Genomic DNA, 15,797 nt, shown 5'->3' on the forward strand with positions numbered 1-15,797 from the left:
GGGCGGAATCGGCGTGCGGGTGATCCGGGAAATCCGGGGAATCCCCACAGCCGTACATCCCAATCATTATTCTCAATAATTATTTATATCTTTATCGATGTTTTTGAAGGCTGCCGTCGTCAAATGGCGACGGCAGCCCGAATTTTCGTATTGCATTGCAGAATGTCATTTTGCCAATGAATCGGCATCGCCCAAATCCGTTGCATCCCCTGCGCCCGAAAGAGGAAAGTCAAACCGGCAAGCATTGCCGGATGGCTTTTTATTTATGACATGCGGAAATTGCTGCTGCGCGAAATAAGTGCTTCTTTACTTCGCAAAATGGCAAGAGCAAGATGAACTTAAGTTCAGTAACTGCGCGGGATTGCCCGTGAATGACGGGTTCGACTGGCAGCAGGCCAAGTGCAACAATTTGGTGCATTTTTTGAAGGCCGGCGCATAGGCGGGCTTTCATGGAAGGCTGAACAATAAGCTGCGCGAGCTGGGCGCGTCAGCAAAAAATATTTGGTGGAGACAATATGAAAATCATCGATCTTCTGATGAGCTATGGTGTGCAAGCCTTGCTGTGGTATGCCGTGTACGTGCTCATCGCGAGCTGTGCATTCGGCGCGTACGTCTGGCGGCGCAGCGGATTCGACCTTGGCCATTGACCCTTGTCGGCATTTGTCATGGAGCCTGCTGCCCTCGGCAGCGTGGCGCCTGACCTGCGCGCAGGCGTTTGCCTGGGTTGCCCGGACGGTTGAAGACGCAATTGGAGCGCGGCGCAAGCCGCGGCGAGCGGGGAGAGGCGCAATGGGGATCCTGGATCAAATCGTGTCGTATGGGGCGCTCATGCTGAGCTGGTATGCGCTCTACGTCCTGATTGCCGGCTGTGCGTTTGGCGCCTATCTGGTCTACCGGCTGTGGCTGCGGGACGAATTCTTCAAGATCAAGGGCGCCCACCATCGGCCTCGGCAACGGGAGGTGGACTAGGGCCGGGCAATCCCCCGCCGCCTGCCTGCATCGCCCTACACCATGGGCATGCAGGCGATTTCATTTTTGCCTTGATCGTACATTGGCCATTCATCACGCGGGTTGAGGCCAAAACGGCACAAATTGCAGGATGCCCGCGCATATGCCATTGCCTTGTTGCAATTTTTGTCGCATCATCCTGTTCGCTAAGAATAAAAATACCGGTTCAGTTGGTCATTACTGTTCAGAAAAACAGACGGCATCGCCTTCGAAGGAGAAGGGGAGACAGCTACCTAATATGAACAGTAAAGAGAAGAACCCATGCCATCGTATTTCAAGAATCTCAGTGTGGCGGCTCGCCTTGGAGCCGTTTTTGCATTGATTGTGGCGCTGCTTGCGGTTGTCAGCGCCACCACCTTCGTCAAGATCAGCAACATCAACAAAACCATCGACCAGATCATCAACGACCGCTACCTCAAGGTGCGCTGGGCGTTCGATGTGCGCGACGGCGTGAACGACCAGATCAAGTACTTGCGGGGCATCGTGATCGATGCCGGCCGGCCTGAACTCAACAAGGCGCGTTACGTCCAGCTCGAGACCGCGGTCCGCAAGACCAAGGAAGCCATCGACAAGATCGCCGCGAAACAATCGACCGAAGTCGGCAAGAAGAAAATCAAGGTGCTCGACGAAACCCGCGTCAGCTTCGACGCCGGCAAGGCCGAACTGCTGGCGCTGGCGCGCTCCGGCAACATCGAGGCGGCCGGGGAGTATGCGTTGAGGAAGCTCACGGTATCGCAGAACGCCTTTCTCAATACGGCCACCGCCTTCGCCAATTCGCAAGACCAGCAGCTTCAGCAAGAGGGAGCGCAGGCGATTGCCGATGGCGCGCTGGCGATCGAAGTCACCTTGGCCGGCTCGATCGTTGCGGCGCTGGCATCGATCGTTCTCGGCTATTTGCTGACGCGCTCCATCGTGCGCCCGCTCAATGAAGCCGTGCGCGTTGCCGAAAACGTCGCCGCCGGCGACCTCACCACGCGCATCGATGCAAGCTCCCGCGACGAGACCGGCAAGCTGATGCATGCGCTCAAGACGATGAACGACAATCTGGTGGGCATCGTCTCCGGCGTTCGCACGGGCGCCGACGCGATCACCACCGCCTCCAACGAAATCGCCACCGGCAACCTGGACCTGTCGGCGCGCACCGAGCAGCAAGCGGGTTCACTTGAAGAGACTGCCTCCGCGATGGAGGAAATGACCTCGACCGTCAGGCAGAACGCCGACAACGCGCGCCAGGCCAACCAGATGGCGGTCTCGGCATCGGCCATTGCCTTGCAGGGCGGCGAAGTCGTCGGCCAGGTTGTCAGCACCATGGATGCGATCAATGCGTCGTCCAGGAAGATCGTCGACATCATCAGCGTCATCGACAGCATCGCGTTCCAAACCAACATATTGGCCCTCAACGCGGCGGTGGAGGCGGCCCGCGCCGGCGAGCAAGGGCGCGGCTTCGCGGTCGTCGCCACCGAAGTGAGAAGCCTGGCGCAGCGCTCGGCGGCCGCGGCCAAGGAAATCAAGCAATTGATCGACGACTCGGTCTCGACGGTCGACGGCGGCAGCAAGCTGGTGGCCCAGGCCGGCGCCACCATGGAACAAGTCGTGGCCAGCGTGAAAAGCGTGACCGACATCGTCGCCGAAATTTCCGCCGCCAGCACGGAGCAAAGCAGCGGCATCGAGGAGATCAACAAGGCCATCGCCCAGATGGACGAAGTCACCCAGCAAAATGCCGCGCTGGTCGAACAGGCCGCTGCGGCCGCCCAGTCCATGCAGGAGCAGGCGGCCAAGCTGTCGTCCGAAATCGGCATCTTCAAGCTGGCGTCGCATGGCGCGATCGCGCAGCCGGCGCGCGCCGTGGCGGCGGCCTCCCGCATGGCGATGGCGCGCCAGGAACCCCGGCTGCGTCAGGGGCAGGCTGGCGAGAGCTCGTGGCAAACGTTCTGACGGCCGGCGCCTGAAACAGCGGCCGAGCGGCCCGCCTGAAAATTTCCGGCTTCCCGTGCCTATCCGCATGGGAGGCCGGTTTCACATTGCGGCCGCTGCAACGTCCGCGCTCCAGGGGAAAACGCCCGGCCGCGATGCGCGGTTGCAATGCGGCAATTTCCATTTTTCCTACAGGGAAAAGCGGAGCAGTCCTATCGCTTGGCACCCGTTGCCCCGTTACCCTGTGGCTCTGTCTTGTATGCGATACAAAAAGGCCAGAAGCCTTATCCAGCAAGCATTTGGCCAGATCGGGACGATGCCGCGGGCAAGCGGTCGGATAGACAAAACCCTTGCCTGGCGCTATCGTTGGTGCGTTGCATCATGAGGCGCAGCGTTTGTGCCATGCTCGCCCCGCCCAGCACACCAGGAACAAGGAGCAGGACTCATGACGACTTTGCCCGCCAGCGACATCCAGTTGCCTCTCTTTCTCTATGCCCAACGTGAACCGCTGACCGAAAAAAGCGCCTGGGCCGCGCTCGACGAGCATTACCGCGACCGCGCACGCCACTTCCAGCTTGAACGCCTGTTCGCCGTTGATGCGAAACGCGGCGAGAGCATGGTGGTCGAAGACGTCGGCATCTATCTCGATTACTCGAAGAACCTGGTCACCGCCGAAACCATGGCGCTGCTGATGCAGCTGGCCCGCCAGTGCGGCCTGCAAGAGCGCATCGACGCCATGTTCCGTGGCGAGAAGATCAACAACACCGAAGGGCGGCCGGTATTGCATACGGCCTTGCGCAAGCCGCCGGGAGCGCGCCTGGTGGTCGATGGCGAGGATGTGGTGGCGCAGGTGCAAGAGGTGCTGGGCCGCATGGAGGATTTCGCGGATCGGGTGCGTTCGGGCCAATGGCTGGGCCATACCGGCCGTCCGATCCGCCATGTGGTCAACATCGGCATCGGCGGTTCCGACCTCGGCCCGATGATGGCGCATGAAGCGTTGCGCTATTACGGCAAGCGCGATATCAGCATGCATTTCCTGTCGGACGTGGATGGCGCCGCGCTGCAGGAAACCGTGCGTGCGTTGCCGGCCGAGCAAACGCTGTTCATCGTCTGCTCGAAAACCTTCACTACGCTGGAAACCATCACCAACGCCCACGCCGCGCGCGACTGGCTGGTTGCCCAACTGGGTGACGAAAGGGCCGTGTCGCGCCATTTCGCCGGCGTGACCACCAACATCAAGCAAGCCGCGCAGTTCGGCATCGATCCCGACAACATGTTCGGTTTCTGGGATTGGGTAGGCGGACGTTATTCGATGGCCAGCGCCATCGGCCTGTCGACCATGATCGCCATCGGCCCGGAAAATTTCCGCCAGCTGCTGCGCGGTTTCCATGCCATGGACGAGCATTTCCGCAGTGCGCCGCCGGAGAGGAACCTGCCGGTGATCCTGGGCATGCTCACGGTCTGGTACACCAACTTTTTCCATGCCGCCAGCCAGGCGGTGCTGCCGTACAGCCAATACCTCAAGCGCCTGCCGGCCTACCTGCAGCAACTGACGATGGAGAGCAACGGCAAGCACATCACCGTCAACGGCGAGACGGTCGATTACCCGACCTCGCCGGTCTATTGGGGCGACAATGGCATCAACGGCCAGCACTCGTTCTACCAGATGCTGCACCAGGGCACCCAACTGGTGCCATGCGACTTCATCGGCTTTTGCAAACCGCTGGAACAGAGCGGCGACCAGCATGAATTGCTGATGGCGAACATGTTCGCCCAGGCCGAGGCCCTGGCCTTCGGCAAGAACGCCGCCCAGGTGCGCGGGGAGGGCACGCCGGAAGAACTGGTGCCGCATCGCGTATTCGACGGCAACCGCCCCAGCAACAGCATGCTGGTCAACCAGCTCACGCCGTACAGCCTGGGCACGCTGGTGGCGTTGTATGAACACAGCGTGTTCACCCAGGGCGTGATCTGGAACATCGACTCCTTCGACCAGTGGGGTGTCGAACTGGGCAAGGTGCTGGCCAAGCGCACGGCGTCCCAGTTGCTGGACCATCGCCAGCCGCTGCATCACGACAGTTCCACCAATGCATTGATCCGCCGCTTCCGCAACTGCAGCCGCAGCGGCAACTTGCAGCAGGCCAGGGCGGCCTGAGTCCGAGTTCGAGTCCGCCGGCGGCGGCATCGGCGGCAGTGCAAACATGTCACGCGGATCCACTGCCGACGCTGCCGATGCGGGCAGTATCGGCGCCGTGCGGCAACTTCCACTTTGTCCTACAAATAAATACGATGGCGTCCGATACAGGCTCATCATGGCCACCGCCTATGATCGTCAAAACCGTTTCGGAGCCGCAGTATCGGGCACGGCGATGATGTTGATGGGCAATACATGCCCTCGTTTTTAAGCCCTCGTTATTCACAAACAAAATCCGCCGAATCCATGCAGTTTGGCTAAAATGAATTGGCCGGCGATTGTGGAACATCGCATGTATTTGCACCTGGATATCAGGGAGTGAAAACCATGTTGTCGATGAAATATAAAGAAAAATCGATTGCAGTTTCCAAAGTTCAACACGCTTCGCCCGTCACAGGAGGCGCAAGTCGAAATGCGCCTTAGGAAGCGCGAGGAACAGGGATTGCTAGCTTTGGAAATTTGACAGGGGAAATGTCATGGACAAGTCCGATTCTGCTCATCCGACCGACAAGAATATCTCCATTCAGCAAGGCGACTGGGACGCATACCGGAACCATATCGAAAACCACGCCACCGAACCGCAAAAACCGCTGGACGAATGCGAGGAAGAAATCGGCAGCGCATTGCTTGGCGCGCCGGGCGACTCTTCCGGCCAGCCCTTGCACGGCGAAGAAGATATCCTGGCTTACCGTCGCCAATGCGCGCGTGCCTATATCGGCATGAACGGACGTCTGGGCGGGCGCGCCTACCATGCCAATGAACCGGTGATCCTGACGCCCGAGGCGGTCAACGAACTGGCCGAACTCAACCGCATCTTGCGGGAAGAGCGCGCGCAAAAAAAGAAGAGGCGCTGACGAGGGCGCATCGCTTGATGGCGGATGCCGTGCAGATTCCTTGCCAGGCAACCTCATATAACCGGGCAGATATGTCAAGTGCCTTGGCCCTGGAGTAGGGCGCCGATGCCGCCGTACCCGAATGACATAGTGGGCCTTACACGTTTTCATGACATGGCAGAAATCTCTTGGTTGCGCGGCGGCGGTCAGGCCGGCAGGATCGTTTCCGCGTCCGACTGGGCGGGCAACGCGCTGGGCGACCCGGCGCATTGGCCTGTGCCGCTGCGGGCATCCCTGAACATCGCCTTGCATTCGCCATCGCCGGTCCTGCTGGTCTGGGGCGGCGCACGCAACATCCTCTACAACGATTCCTTCGCGGCCTGTATCGGCAGCCAGCATCCCGGCGTGTTCGGCGCGCGCCTGGCCGAGGCGCCGTTTTGGCCGGAAATCCGCGCAGCGCATCTGGCCGCGATCGAGGCATGCTTCAGCGGCCGCATGCAGACACTGGAAGAGCAGCACGTAGTGCTGCCGGAGGACAAGGTCGATGCTTGGTTCGACTTTTCCTACGTGCCGGTTTTTGCGGCAGACGGCGCCGGCGTCGAAGGCGTGCTGTGCACCTTGGTCGACCTCACCGAACGCCGCCGCGCCGAAGAGGCGCTGCGCGAGCTCAACGATACGCTGGAGCAGCGCGTGGTCGAGGAAATCCTGGAGCGCAGCCGCGCCGAGGCCGCATTGAGCCAGATGCAGAAAATGGAAGCGGTAGGCCAATTGACCGGCGGCGTGGCGCACGACTTCAACAACGTGCTGCAGATCATCGGCGGCAACCTGCAGTTGCTGCAGTCCGATCCGACGCTGGAAGAGAAGAGCCGCCAACGCGTGAAGATCGCCATCGACGCGGTCGACCGCGGCGCCAAGCTGTCGTCGCAGTTGCTGGCGTTCGCGCGCCGGCAGCCGCTGCAGCCGCGCAGCATCAACCTGAAGCGCGTACTGCACGACATGGATGACCTGTTGCGCCGCGCGATAGGCGAAACCATCGAGATTTCCACGGCTGTGGCAAGCGACCTGTGGAACGCCATGCTCGACCCCAACCAGGTCGAGAATCTGATCATCAACACCGCCATCAACGCGCGCGACGCCATGCCCGACGGCGGGCGCCTGACGCTGCAGATGGAGAACGTGCGCTTGTCCGATCCGCATTTCCTGTCGCAAGCCGACCTGGAGCCGGGCGACTATGTGGCGCTGTCGATTTCCGACAATGGTTGCGGCATGTCGCCGGAAGTGCGCGAGCGCGCCTTCGAACCGTTCTTCACCACCAAGAAGGAAGGCGAGGGGACCGGGCTCGGCTTATCCATGGCCTACGGCTTCGTCAAGCAGAGCAAGGGGCATATCAGCATCCAGAGCGAAACGGGCCGGGGCACCACGATCCGCATCTGTTTCCCGCGTTCGCTGGAGGATGAGGCCGTCGTCGACGACAGCCGCGACATGGAAGTGCATGGCGGCGACGAGACCATCCTGGTGGTGGAAGACGACCCCAGCCTGCAATTGACCGTGAGCGATACGCTGTCCTCGCTGGGCTATCGCGTGCTCAAGGCCGACAATGGCGAGCGCGCGCTGGCCATTGTCCGGAGCGGCATTGCGATCGACATGCTGTTTACCGATGTGGTGATGCCGGGCAGCGTGCCGGCCACCGAGCTGGCGCGCCAGACCCGCCAGTTGTTGCCGGGCATAGAGATCCTGTTTACTTCCGGTTACCCGCGCGACGCCATCGTGCATGAAGGGCGGCTGGATGCCGGGGTCGAGCTGCTTTCCAAGCCTTACCGCATCAACCAACTGGCGCAGCGCATCCGTTACATGCTGTCCAGGCGCGCCCACCGCGCGCAGTCGATGCGCGGCGCCAGGGACGGCGGCACGGTGGATGATGCGCCGGGCTCGGCCACTATTCATGTCTTGCCGGTGGCGGAGCGCCAGCGCAGGAAGGCGCAGGGATTGAGCGGCATGACGCCGGCGCAGCTGCATGGGGCTGCCGCAGATCACGATGGCAAGGTGCCGCGCTTGCGCTTGCTGGTGGTGGAAGACAACATCGATTCGCAGGAGCTGATCTGCGAGTTGCTCGAAGCGCTTGGCCATGCGGCGCGCGGCGTGGCCACCGGAGAGGATGCGCAAAAGGCGCTGGACGAGCAGGCGTTCGATGTGCTGTTTACCGACGTTAGCCTGCCGGGCATCTCAGGCGTCGATCTGGCCCGGGACGCGCTATTGCGTTTCCCCGGCATGTCCATCATCTTCGCTTCCGGTTATGGCGCGGTGGTGGCGCGCAATGTCGGCTTCGCCTCGCATTCCCTGCCCAAGCCTTACGACATCGCCCAACTGCAGGACATCCTCAGGAAAATCGCGGCTGCGGCCTGAGTTCGCCGATGGTTCCGGCGCCAGCCGGGATCCATGCCGGATGGGCGGCATCCGCGTTTTTCGCCGGCTTTCCGACGACGCTTACGCCGTAATGCCGTTCAGTTAAGACTAATTCTGAAACACTCATCACAGACCCCGTTCGGGCTGAGTAGGCCCGCCAGGGCCGTATCGAAGCCAGCGTGTCACCGTTGGCGCTCTTGCCAGCCCTTCGATACGCTGCTGCGCAGCTACTCAGGGCGAACGGAGTCTGGACTGCACAAACACAATGCCGTTCAGTGCTTAACTGAACGGCATTAACGCTTACGCCAGCCTTTTTCTTCTTTCCTTGCTTCCCTCCCGTGCGCCGGCAGCTTGCCAAGGCGCTATCTAACTGCGCCCATAACGATCAAATTTTGTAAGTCTTGTTCCCTTTTTTACTAGTTTTATTTAATATAAATACGAATAATTACCATTTGTATTTATATTTAAATTGTTGAAAAGGTAAAACTTGAACCGTCATCATCCGATTCCGACGCAGCCGCGCGCCATGATTCGCGCGCTGCGCAAGGCGCTTGTTTATATGACCCTGGCCGGGGTGCCGGCATTGGCAAGCACGCCGGCTGCGGCCCAGACCGCGCAGGCCTCCCAGACCTCAACTGAGCAGCAGGCGCAGGCCGCAGACTCCCAGGACGCCAATCTGCCCACGGTGACCGTCACCGGCAGCGGCGAAGGCACGCAGCACTTGCAGACCCAGTCGAGCAGCGGCGCGCTGGGTTCGCGTTCCATCCTGGATACGCCGTTCTCCGTCACCAGCGTCACCGCCGATGATCTGGCCGACCGGCAGATCCTCAAGCTGGGCGACGTCTTTTTCAACGATGCATCGGTCAGCGACAACAGCGGCGGCTATAGCTCCTGGGCCTCCTACATCACCATCCGCGGCCTGCCGGCCGACTGGCAGAATTCCTTCCGCATCGACGGCAAGCCTTTCCTCAGCTACGCCATTACGCTGCCTTACGACCACTTCGAGCGCATCGACCTGCTCAAGGGCTCGTCCGGTTTCATGTATGGCTTCGGTTCGCCGGGCGGCCTGATCAACTACATCACCAAGAAACCGACCGACACGCCGGTGCGCAGCGTCAGCGTGGGCTATACCAGCAGCAACATCTGGAGCGAGCACGTCGACCTGGGCGGGCGCTTCGGCAACGACCAGATGTTCGGTTATCGCCTCAACGCCACGCACGACCAGGGCGAGACCTTCAACGAGGGCTATCTCAAACGCGACTCGGTATCGCTGGCACTGGATGCGCGGCTCACGCGCGACCTGACCTGGGACTTCCAGGCGCTCTGGCAAAACAGCAATGGGGAAGGCCAGACGCCGTCGATCACCACATCCGGCCTGGCCGGCGGCAGCTTGCCGGCCGTCATCAGCGGCGGCAACCGCAACCTGGTCGGCGCCGGGCAGCATATCGACACCAATTTCCAGCTGTACCAGACCGGCCTGACTTACCGCATCACGCCGGACTGGAAAGCCAACCTCAGCTATAGCCACAGCACCTCCAAGCGCTTTCGCAACGAAGGCATCGCAAGCCTGACCGACGCCGCCGGCAATTACGCCGACTGGCGCTCCGATTCGCGCGAAGGCCATGTCTTCGACCAATGGCAGGCCATGCTGGAAGGCAATGCGAAAACCGGTTTCCTGGAGCACCAGCTGGTGCTCGGCGCATCCTGGCAAAAGCAGGTCAACGATTATTCGGTTGCGCAGTATTATCAACTGCTTGGCAGCGGCAACCTGTACACGCAAAACACCAATTCGCATGACAGCTCTACCGACCTGCAGACCTACCACGCCGGCATCATCACCCAGCAGGCGGTGTTCGCCAGCGATACCCTGAAGTTCTCCGAGCAGTGGTCGCTGCTGGCGGGCGCCCGTTACAACCAGTTCCAGCAGGACAGCTTCGACACCACCGGCGCCCGGACCGCCCGTTACGACAAGTCGGCGTTGACCCCGACGGTAGCCCTGATGTTCAAGCCCGAGCCCAATACCACGGTCTATGGCAGCTATGTGGAATCGCTGGAGCAGGGCGGCACGCCCGGTGTGACCAACACCAACTACGGCCAGCAACTCAAGCCGCTCATGAGCAAGCAATATGAAGTGGGCGTCAAGACCGACCAGCGTATCTGGAGCGCCACGGCGGCGCTGTTCCGCATCGAGCGGGCGGCTGAATACACCGATTCCAGCGGAGCGCTGGTGCAGAATGGCCAATCCGACTACCAGGGCCTGGAACTGGGCGGCGCGCTGAAGCTGGGTTCGCAGTGGCAACTGGGCAGCAGCCTGATGTTCCTCGATTCCAAGTACAGCAAGGGTTCGACCTACAACGGCAACCGCGTGGCCGGCGCGCCGGACATGATGGCCACCGCGCAGCTGTCTTACCTGGTGCCGCAACTGGCCGGCCTGAAACTGATGGCCGACGCCAAGTACACCGGCAACACCATGCTGCGCGCGGCCAACGACCTCCAGGTGCCCAGCTATACGCTGTTCAACCTCGGCGCCAGCTATACCACCCGCATCGGCAAGTACGACACCACGTTCCGGGCCGCGGTCAACAACCTGCTGGACAAGCGCTATTGGCAATACCAGTGGGAGAACTACATCAAGCCAGGCGACCCGCGCACCTTCAGCGTGAGCGCCAAGGTGGACTTCTGATCTTCTGATCTTTTGATCTGATCTTTTGATCGCAGGTGCACTGGTAGTAAAATATCGAAAAAGAAGCAATTCTCGTTCTCAATTGTAGACAGCCTTCCCGTTTTTTCAGGAAGGCTGTCGTTTGTGCTTGTAGAGGTTGCGGTTCCAAAGCGATATCGGCGTAGCGCCGAAGATCATTCAAGCCAGCCAACAACACCAACCTAACGGCAGCCAGGTAAAACAGCAATGCGCGCACTGTTCGTCATCATCCACCGCTGGTTCGGCCTCGCGGCCGCGGTCTTTCTTTTCATTTCCGGCGCCACCGGCGCGGTCATCTCCTGGGACCATGAGCTGGATGCCTGGCTCAATCCCGGCCTGTTCCATGCCAACAGCGCCGGCCAGCCCGGCGCCGGCGCCCCCAAAGGCGGGCTGGAATTGGCCAACCTGGTCGAGCAGGCCGAGCCCAGGATGCGGGTGACCTATGTATTGGCCGAGAGCGAGCCCGGCCACACCATCGGCATGATGGTCGAGCCGCGCATCGACCCCGCTACCGGAAAACCCTACGCGCTGGACTTTAACCAGATCGCGGTCGACCCCGTCACCGCCGAGATCCAGGGCCGCCGCATGTGGGGCGCGGTGTCGCTGTCGCGGGAAAACCTGCTGCCGTTCCTGTACAAGCTGCACTACACGATGCACCTGCCCGACATGGGCGGCATTGAAACCGGCATCTGGCTCATGGGGATCATCGGCATCGTATGGACGCTGGATTGCTTCATCGCGCTCTACCTGTCTTTCCCCAATTGGCGCAGCTGGCGCAAATCGTTCGCCTTCCGCTGGCGCGACGGCGGCCACAAGCTCAACTTCGACCTGCACCGCTCCGGCGGCATGTGGGTGTGGGCCTTGCTGCTGGTGCTGGCGGTGACGTCGGTGTCGATGAACCTGGAGCGCCAGGTCATGCGCCCGATCCTGCAAACCGTCTCGACCCTGACGCCCGGCCCCTTCGATACGCGTACCCCGTTGGCGCCGGAGAAGGCCGGCGAGCCGCGCATCTCGCGGGAACAGGCGGTGGCGCTGGGGCGGCAGGAAGGGGGCAAGCAGGGCCTGGCCGATCCGGTCGGCGGCGTGTTCTATTCTTCGATGTTCGGCGTGTATGGCGTGGGCTTTTTCCAGAACGGCAACGACCATGGCGACGGCGGCCTGGGCAATGCCTGGCTGTATTTCGACGCCAATACCGGCGCCTACGCCGGCGGCCGGGTGCCGGGCAACGGCAGCGCCGGCGACATCTTCCTGCAGGCGCAATTCCCCTTGCACTCCGGCCGCATCCTCGGGCTGCCGGGGCGTATCCTGATTTCCTTCATGGGCGCGCTGGTGGCGATGCTGTCGGTGACCGGCGTGGTGATCTGGGTGCGCAAGCGCAAGGCGCGCATCCAGCAGCGCGCCCGCCTGGCGCCGGCTTCCCGGGCCGTGGCCAAGCCGCGCTGACATCCCGGCGGGTTGGAGCGCTATGCGGCGTCGTGGAAGATGATGCCCAGCGTATGCCGGCGTCCGCTGCGCAGGCGCGATACGCCGTGGCGCAGGTTGACCCGATAGACATGCCCGGGCCCGCGCGCGCCTGGCACCGGCCGCTGGCTGACCGCGAACACCACCGCGTCGCCCTGGCGCAGCGGCACGACTTGCGGGCGCGACTGCATGCGCGGGCGCTGTTCGGTCAGCACCAATTCGCCGCCGGTGAAGTCGCGTCCCGGTTCCGACAGCAGGATCGCCACCTGCAGCGGAAACACATGTTCCCCATATAAATCCTGATGCAGGCAGTTATAGTCGCCGGCCTCGTAGCGCAGCAGCAATGGCGTCGGGCGCACCTGCCCGGCATCGTTGCAGCGGCGCACGAATTCGGCGTGCGTGGCCGGATAGCGCACGCCGATATCCATCAGGGCGTTCCAGTGGTTGGCCAGCGGCGCCAGATGCGGATAGAAGGCGCTGCGCAGCGCCTGCACCGGCGCCGGCAGCGGGTAACGGAAGTATTGGTATTCGCCCTGTCCGAAATTGTGGCGCGCCATCACGATGCGCGAACGGAACAGGCTGTCGTCGTCGTAAAGTTCGGCCAGCCGCAGCGCTTCCTGCGCATCGAACAGGGATGGAATCAAGGCGCAGCCGTCGGCATGCAATGCGGCGCCGATGTCGTTCCATGCTTGCGCGGCGATGCGCCGCTGCAGGTCCGCGCCGGCATCGGGGGCTTCCGGCGGAAAGGGCGGAAAGAGGGGCGCGGTGTTGGCGGGCATGGCAAATCCTGGTCGATGAATATGCCCAGTGTGGGCTGGTTGCCGGGCCGGCGCACTCCGCCTCTTGCTATTGAATTGCTATTGAATTTCAGGCCGGCTCGGCCGACGGAATGGCCTGCGACAACATTCTCAGCATGTTGGGGCGTTCGCTCTGGGCGGGAATGAGCAGCACGATGTCGCGCGGGTAGAGCGCATGCCCTTCGGGTTCGACCGCTTCCATGCGGCAGCCGGCGGCGAGTTTGTCCAGGCCGTTCCAGCGCGGCACCAGGCTCACGCCGACGCCATCGGCCACCAGCATGGCAATGGTTTCCAGGGCATCGAGGTCGCATAGCAGCGCCGGTTGCAGGCCCTGGTCATCGAGGTAGCGCTGGGCGGGGCGGCCGCCCCAGGCCGACGGGTCGTATCGGATATAGGGCTGGGTGCGCAGCAGCGTGGCGGCGTCGCCGCGCAGCTTGCGCCGCGCCAGCAGGATCAGTTCCTCGCGGCGCAGCGTCAGCGCGTGCAGGGTCTTGGGCAATTCGAACGGCGGCGCCACCAGGATGGCGGCGTCGATCTCGCCGGCCAGCAGGGCCTGGTAAAGCGAGCGCGAGGTGCCGGGAACGATGCTTGGGCGCATGCCGGGCGCTTGTTGCGTCAGCACGCGCAGGGCGGCCGGCAGCAGGCCTGTGAGCGCGGTTGAAATGGCGCCGATGCGCAGCGTGCCGGTCAAGCCTTCATCGTCGGCGTCGCCGGCCAGCAAGGCGACTTCGCGCACGATGCGGCGCGCCCGCGGCAGCAGCGCCAGGCAGGCCTCGGTGGCGCGGGCGGCATGGCCGGCGCGCGACAGCAAGGCGAAGCCGAGCGAGCGCTCCAGCGCCTGGATACGCTGGCTCACGGCCGCCGCCGTCAGGCCTTCGGCGCGTGCGGCGTCGGCAATGGAGCCGCTGTCGATGACGGCGATCAGGCTTTTGAGGTAGCGGCTATCCATAAAAAATTCTTTCGAATTGATTAAAAATTACATGTTATCTCTTTTGATGGGCAGCGGCTATCCTTGAGCCTGTTAACTTTGCTCTCGAGGGAATCCCATGAAATCGATCTTCCACCTGGCCTATCACGTCCGCGACCTCGACCAGGCGCGCCGTTTCTATTGCGGCCTGCTCGGCTGCGAAGAAGGCCGCAGCACCGACACCTGGGTCGACATCGATTTCTTCGGCCATCAGTTGTCGCTGCACCTGGGCGAGCCTTTTGCCGTTTCCAACACCGGCCGGGTCGGCAACCACATGGTGCCGATGCCGCACCTGGGCATCATCCTCGCCATGGACGACTGGAAGCAACTGGCTGCCCGCCTGGGCGACAGCGGCACGGTGGAGTTCGTGCTGGAACCCCAGATCCGGTTCGCCGGCGAACCGGGCGAGCAGGCCACGATGTTCTTCCTGGATCCGTTCGGCAATCCGATCGAGGTCAAGGGCTTCAGCAGCCTGGAACAGGTCTACGCCAAATGAGCGGGGATGCTGGCCCAGCGATGGCGCCGATCCCTTTTGTGAGCCAGGGCGACGCCGCCACGGTGCAGGCCTGGCTCAAGGCGTTGCGCGCGGCCATGCCGGACGAGCGCGTGGTGGATGTGGCCGAACTGAGCGAGACGCAACGGGCGCAATGCAAGCTGGCGGTGGTGGCCAACCCGGACCCGGCTGAACTCAAGCGCATGCCGCAGCTGGCATGGGTGCATAGCGTATGGGCCGGCGTCGAACGGCTGGTCGAGGACCTCGGCGACAGCGGCCTGAAGCTGACGCGCCTGGTCGATCCCCGGCTGGCCGCCACCATGGCCGAAGCGGTGCTGGCGTGGACGCTCTACCTGCATCGCGATATGCCGCTGTATGCGCAGCGCCAGCGCTTTCGCGTCTGGCAGGCGGAACAATATGTGCTGCCCGAGCAGCGCACGGTTGGCATCCTGGGGCTGGGCACGTTGGGGGAAGCGGCGGCGGAGGCGTTGCTGCAGGCGCGCTTCAAGGTGTGCGGCTGGAGCCGCAAGCGGCGCGAGCTGGCCGGCGTGCGCAGCTTCAGCGGCGAGCAGGGCCTGGCCGAGATGCTGGCAATGAGCGATATCCTGGTATGCCTGCTGCCGCTTACCAGCGACACCCGCGGCCTCCTGAATGCGCAGCGCCTGGCGCTGTTGCCGCCGCAGGCCCAACTGATCAACTTCGCGCGCGGGCCGATCGTCGACGACCAGGCGTTGTGCGACGCGCTGGACGCACGCGCGCTGCGCCATGCGGTGCTGGACGTGTTCGCCACCGAGCCGCTGCCGGCTGACAGCTGGCACTGGACCCATCCCGATGTCACGGTGCTGCCGCATTGCTCGGCGCCGACCAATCGCGAGACGGCATCAGAGATCGTGGCCGGCAATGTGCGGCATTACCGCCAGACCGGCGAGATACCGGCCAATGTGGATATGCGGCGCGGGTATTGAGTAACACTGTCGTCCTGACGAAAGTCAGGACCCAGCGACGCTTGCTGCAGACGCTTGCTGCATA

The 15,797-nt window shown here is 62.5% G+C and carries 12 protein-coding genes; 10 read left to right on the plus strand and 2 right to left on the minus strand.

Translation table 11 applies throughout. The annotated features are described in order from the left end of the window. Nucleotides 1-515: 515 nt before the first annotated feature. From AC07N6_RS06755 to AC07N6_RS06790, 8 genes are all read left to right on the plus strand, one after another. Nucleotides 516-647, plus strand: coding sequence for a hypothetical protein (locus tag AC07N6_RS06755; protein ID WP_494779541.1), 132 nt, complete (start codon nt 516-518; stop codon nt 645-647). Continuing rightward, nucleotides 637-969, plus strand: coding sequence for a hypothetical protein (locus AC07N6_RS06760; protein WP_494779542.1), 333 nt, complete (start codon nt 637-639; stop codon nt 967-969). Before AC07N6_RS06755 ends, AC07N6_RS06760 begins: the two co-directional genes overlap by 11 nt. Nucleotides 970-1,269: 300 nt before the next feature. Continuing rightward, a complete protein-coding gene (locus tag AC07N6_RS06765) occupies nt 1,270-2,943 on the plus strand; it encodes a methyl-accepting chemotaxis protein (RefSeq protein WP_494779543.1) in 1,674 nt (557 codons plus the stop codon). Between the two features lie 424 nt (nt 2,944-3,367). Continuing rightward, nucleotides 3,368-5,074, plus strand: coding sequence for a glucose-6-phosphate isomerase (pgi, locus tag AC07N6_RS06770; RefSeq protein ID WP_494779544.1), 1,707 nt, complete (start codon nt 3,368-3,370; stop codon nt 5,072-5,074). A 515-nt stretch (nt 5,075-5,589) separates the two neighbouring features. Continuing rightward, nucleotides 5,590-5,967, plus strand: coding sequence for a hypothetical protein (locus AC07N6_RS06775; RefSeq protein WP_494779545.1), 378 nt, complete (start codon nt 5,590-5,592; stop codon nt 5,965-5,967). Between the two features lie 153 nt (nt 5,968-6,120). Continuing rightward, complete coding sequence (locus AC07N6_RS06780; RefSeq protein ID WP_494779546.1) at nt 6,121-8,349, plus strand: hybrid sensor histidine kinase/response regulator; 2,229 nt, start codon at nt 6,121-6,123, stop codon at nt 8,347-8,349. 526 nt (nt 8,350-8,875) lie between these two features. Then, the gene (locus AC07N6_RS06785; RefSeq protein WP_494780253.1) at nt 8,876-11,032 is read left to right on the plus strand and encodes a TonB-dependent siderophore receptor; all 2,157 of its coding nucleotides are present in this window, start codon (nt 8,876-8,878) and stop codon (nt 11,030-11,032) included. Nucleotides 11,033-11,257: 225 nt separating this feature from the next. After that, on the plus strand, nt 11,258-12,493 hold the full coding sequence (locus AC07N6_RS06790) for a PepSY-associated TM helix domain-containing protein (RefSeq protein WP_494779547.1): 1,236 nt from the start codon (nt 11,258-11,260) through the stop codon (nt 12,491-12,493). 20 nt (nt 12,494-12,513) lie between these two features. Here AC07N6_RS06790 and AC07N6_RS06795 read toward each other — a convergent pair whose 3' ends face one another. Together AC07N6_RS06795 and AC07N6_RS06800 are read right to left on the minus strand one after the other, a co-directional pair. Then, the gene (locus tag AC07N6_RS06795; RefSeq protein ID WP_494779548.1) at nt 12,514-13,290 is read right to left on the minus strand and encodes a 2OG-Fe(II) oxygenase; all 777 of its coding nucleotides are present in this window, start codon (nt 13,288-13,290) and stop codon (nt 12,514-12,516) included. Between the two features lie 88 nt (nt 13,291-13,378). Further along, complete coding sequence (locus AC07N6_RS06800) at nt 13,379-14,257, minus strand: LysR substrate-binding domain-containing protein (RefSeq protein ID WP_494779549.1); 879 nt, start codon at nt 14,255-14,257, stop codon at nt 13,379-13,381. Between the two features lie 97 nt (nt 14,258-14,354). Here AC07N6_RS06800 and AC07N6_RS06805 point away from each other — a divergent pair, with 97 nt between their 5' ends. After that, nucleotides 14,355-14,771, plus strand: coding sequence for a VOC family protein (locus tag AC07N6_RS06805; protein WP_494779550.1), 417 nt, complete (start codon nt 14,355-14,357; stop codon nt 14,769-14,771). Continuing rightward, nucleotides 14,768-15,733, plus strand: a complete 966-nt coding sequence (locus AC07N6_RS06810; RefSeq protein WP_494779551.1) for a 2-hydroxyacid dehydrogenase — start codon at nt 14,768-14,770, stop codon at nt 15,731-15,733. The genes AC07N6_RS06805 and AC07N6_RS06810 overlap by 4 nt, the downstream gene beginning before the upstream one ends. The last annotated feature ends 64 nt before the right edge of the window (nt 15,734-15,797 follow it).

Source organism: Herbaspirillum sp. GW821-FHT09A12, assembly GCF_059418325.1.

Coding starts and splice junctions, on each gene's coding strand:
- pgi (WP_494779544.1), top strand. CDS start 3,368: ATGACGACTTTGCCCGCCAGCGACATCCAGTTGCCTCTCTTTCTCTAT.
- AC07N6_RS06765 (WP_494779543.1), top strand. CDS start 1,270: ATGCCATCGTATTTCAAGAATCTCAGTGTGGCGGCTCGCCTTGGAGCC.
- AC07N6_RS06800 (WP_494779549.1), bottom strand. CDS start 14,257: ATGGATAGCCGCTACCTCAAAAGCCTGATCGCCGTCATCGACAGCGGC.
- AC07N6_RS06810 (WP_494779551.1), top strand. CDS start 14,768: ATGAGCGGGGATGCTGGCCCAGCGATGGCGCCGATCCCTTTTGTGAGC.
- AC07N6_RS06790 (WP_494779547.1), top strand. CDS start 11,258: ATGCGCGCACTGTTCGTCATCATCCACCGCTGGTTCGGCCTCGCGGCC.
- AC07N6_RS06805 (WP_494779550.1), top strand. CDS start 14,355: ATGAAATCGATCTTCCACCTGGCCTATCACGTCCGCGACCTCGACCAG.
- AC07N6_RS06795 (WP_494779548.1), bottom strand. CDS start 13,290: ATGCCCGCCAACACCGCGCCCCTCTTTCCGCCCTTTCCGCCGGAAGCC.
- AC07N6_RS06785 (WP_494780253.1), top strand. CDS start 8,876: ATGATTCGCGCGCTGCGCAAGGCGCTTGTTTATATGACCCTGGCCGGG.
- AC07N6_RS06775 (WP_494779545.1), top strand. CDS start 5,590: ATGGACAAGTCCGATTCTGCTCATCCGACCGACAAGAATATCTCCATT.
- AC07N6_RS06755 (WP_494779541.1), top strand. CDS start 516: ATGAAAATCATCGATCTTCTGATGAGCTATGGTGTGCAAGCCTTGCTG.
- AC07N6_RS06780 (WP_494779546.1), top strand. CDS start 6,121: ATGGCAGAAATCTCTTGGTTGCGCGGCGGCGGTCAGGCCGGCAGGATC.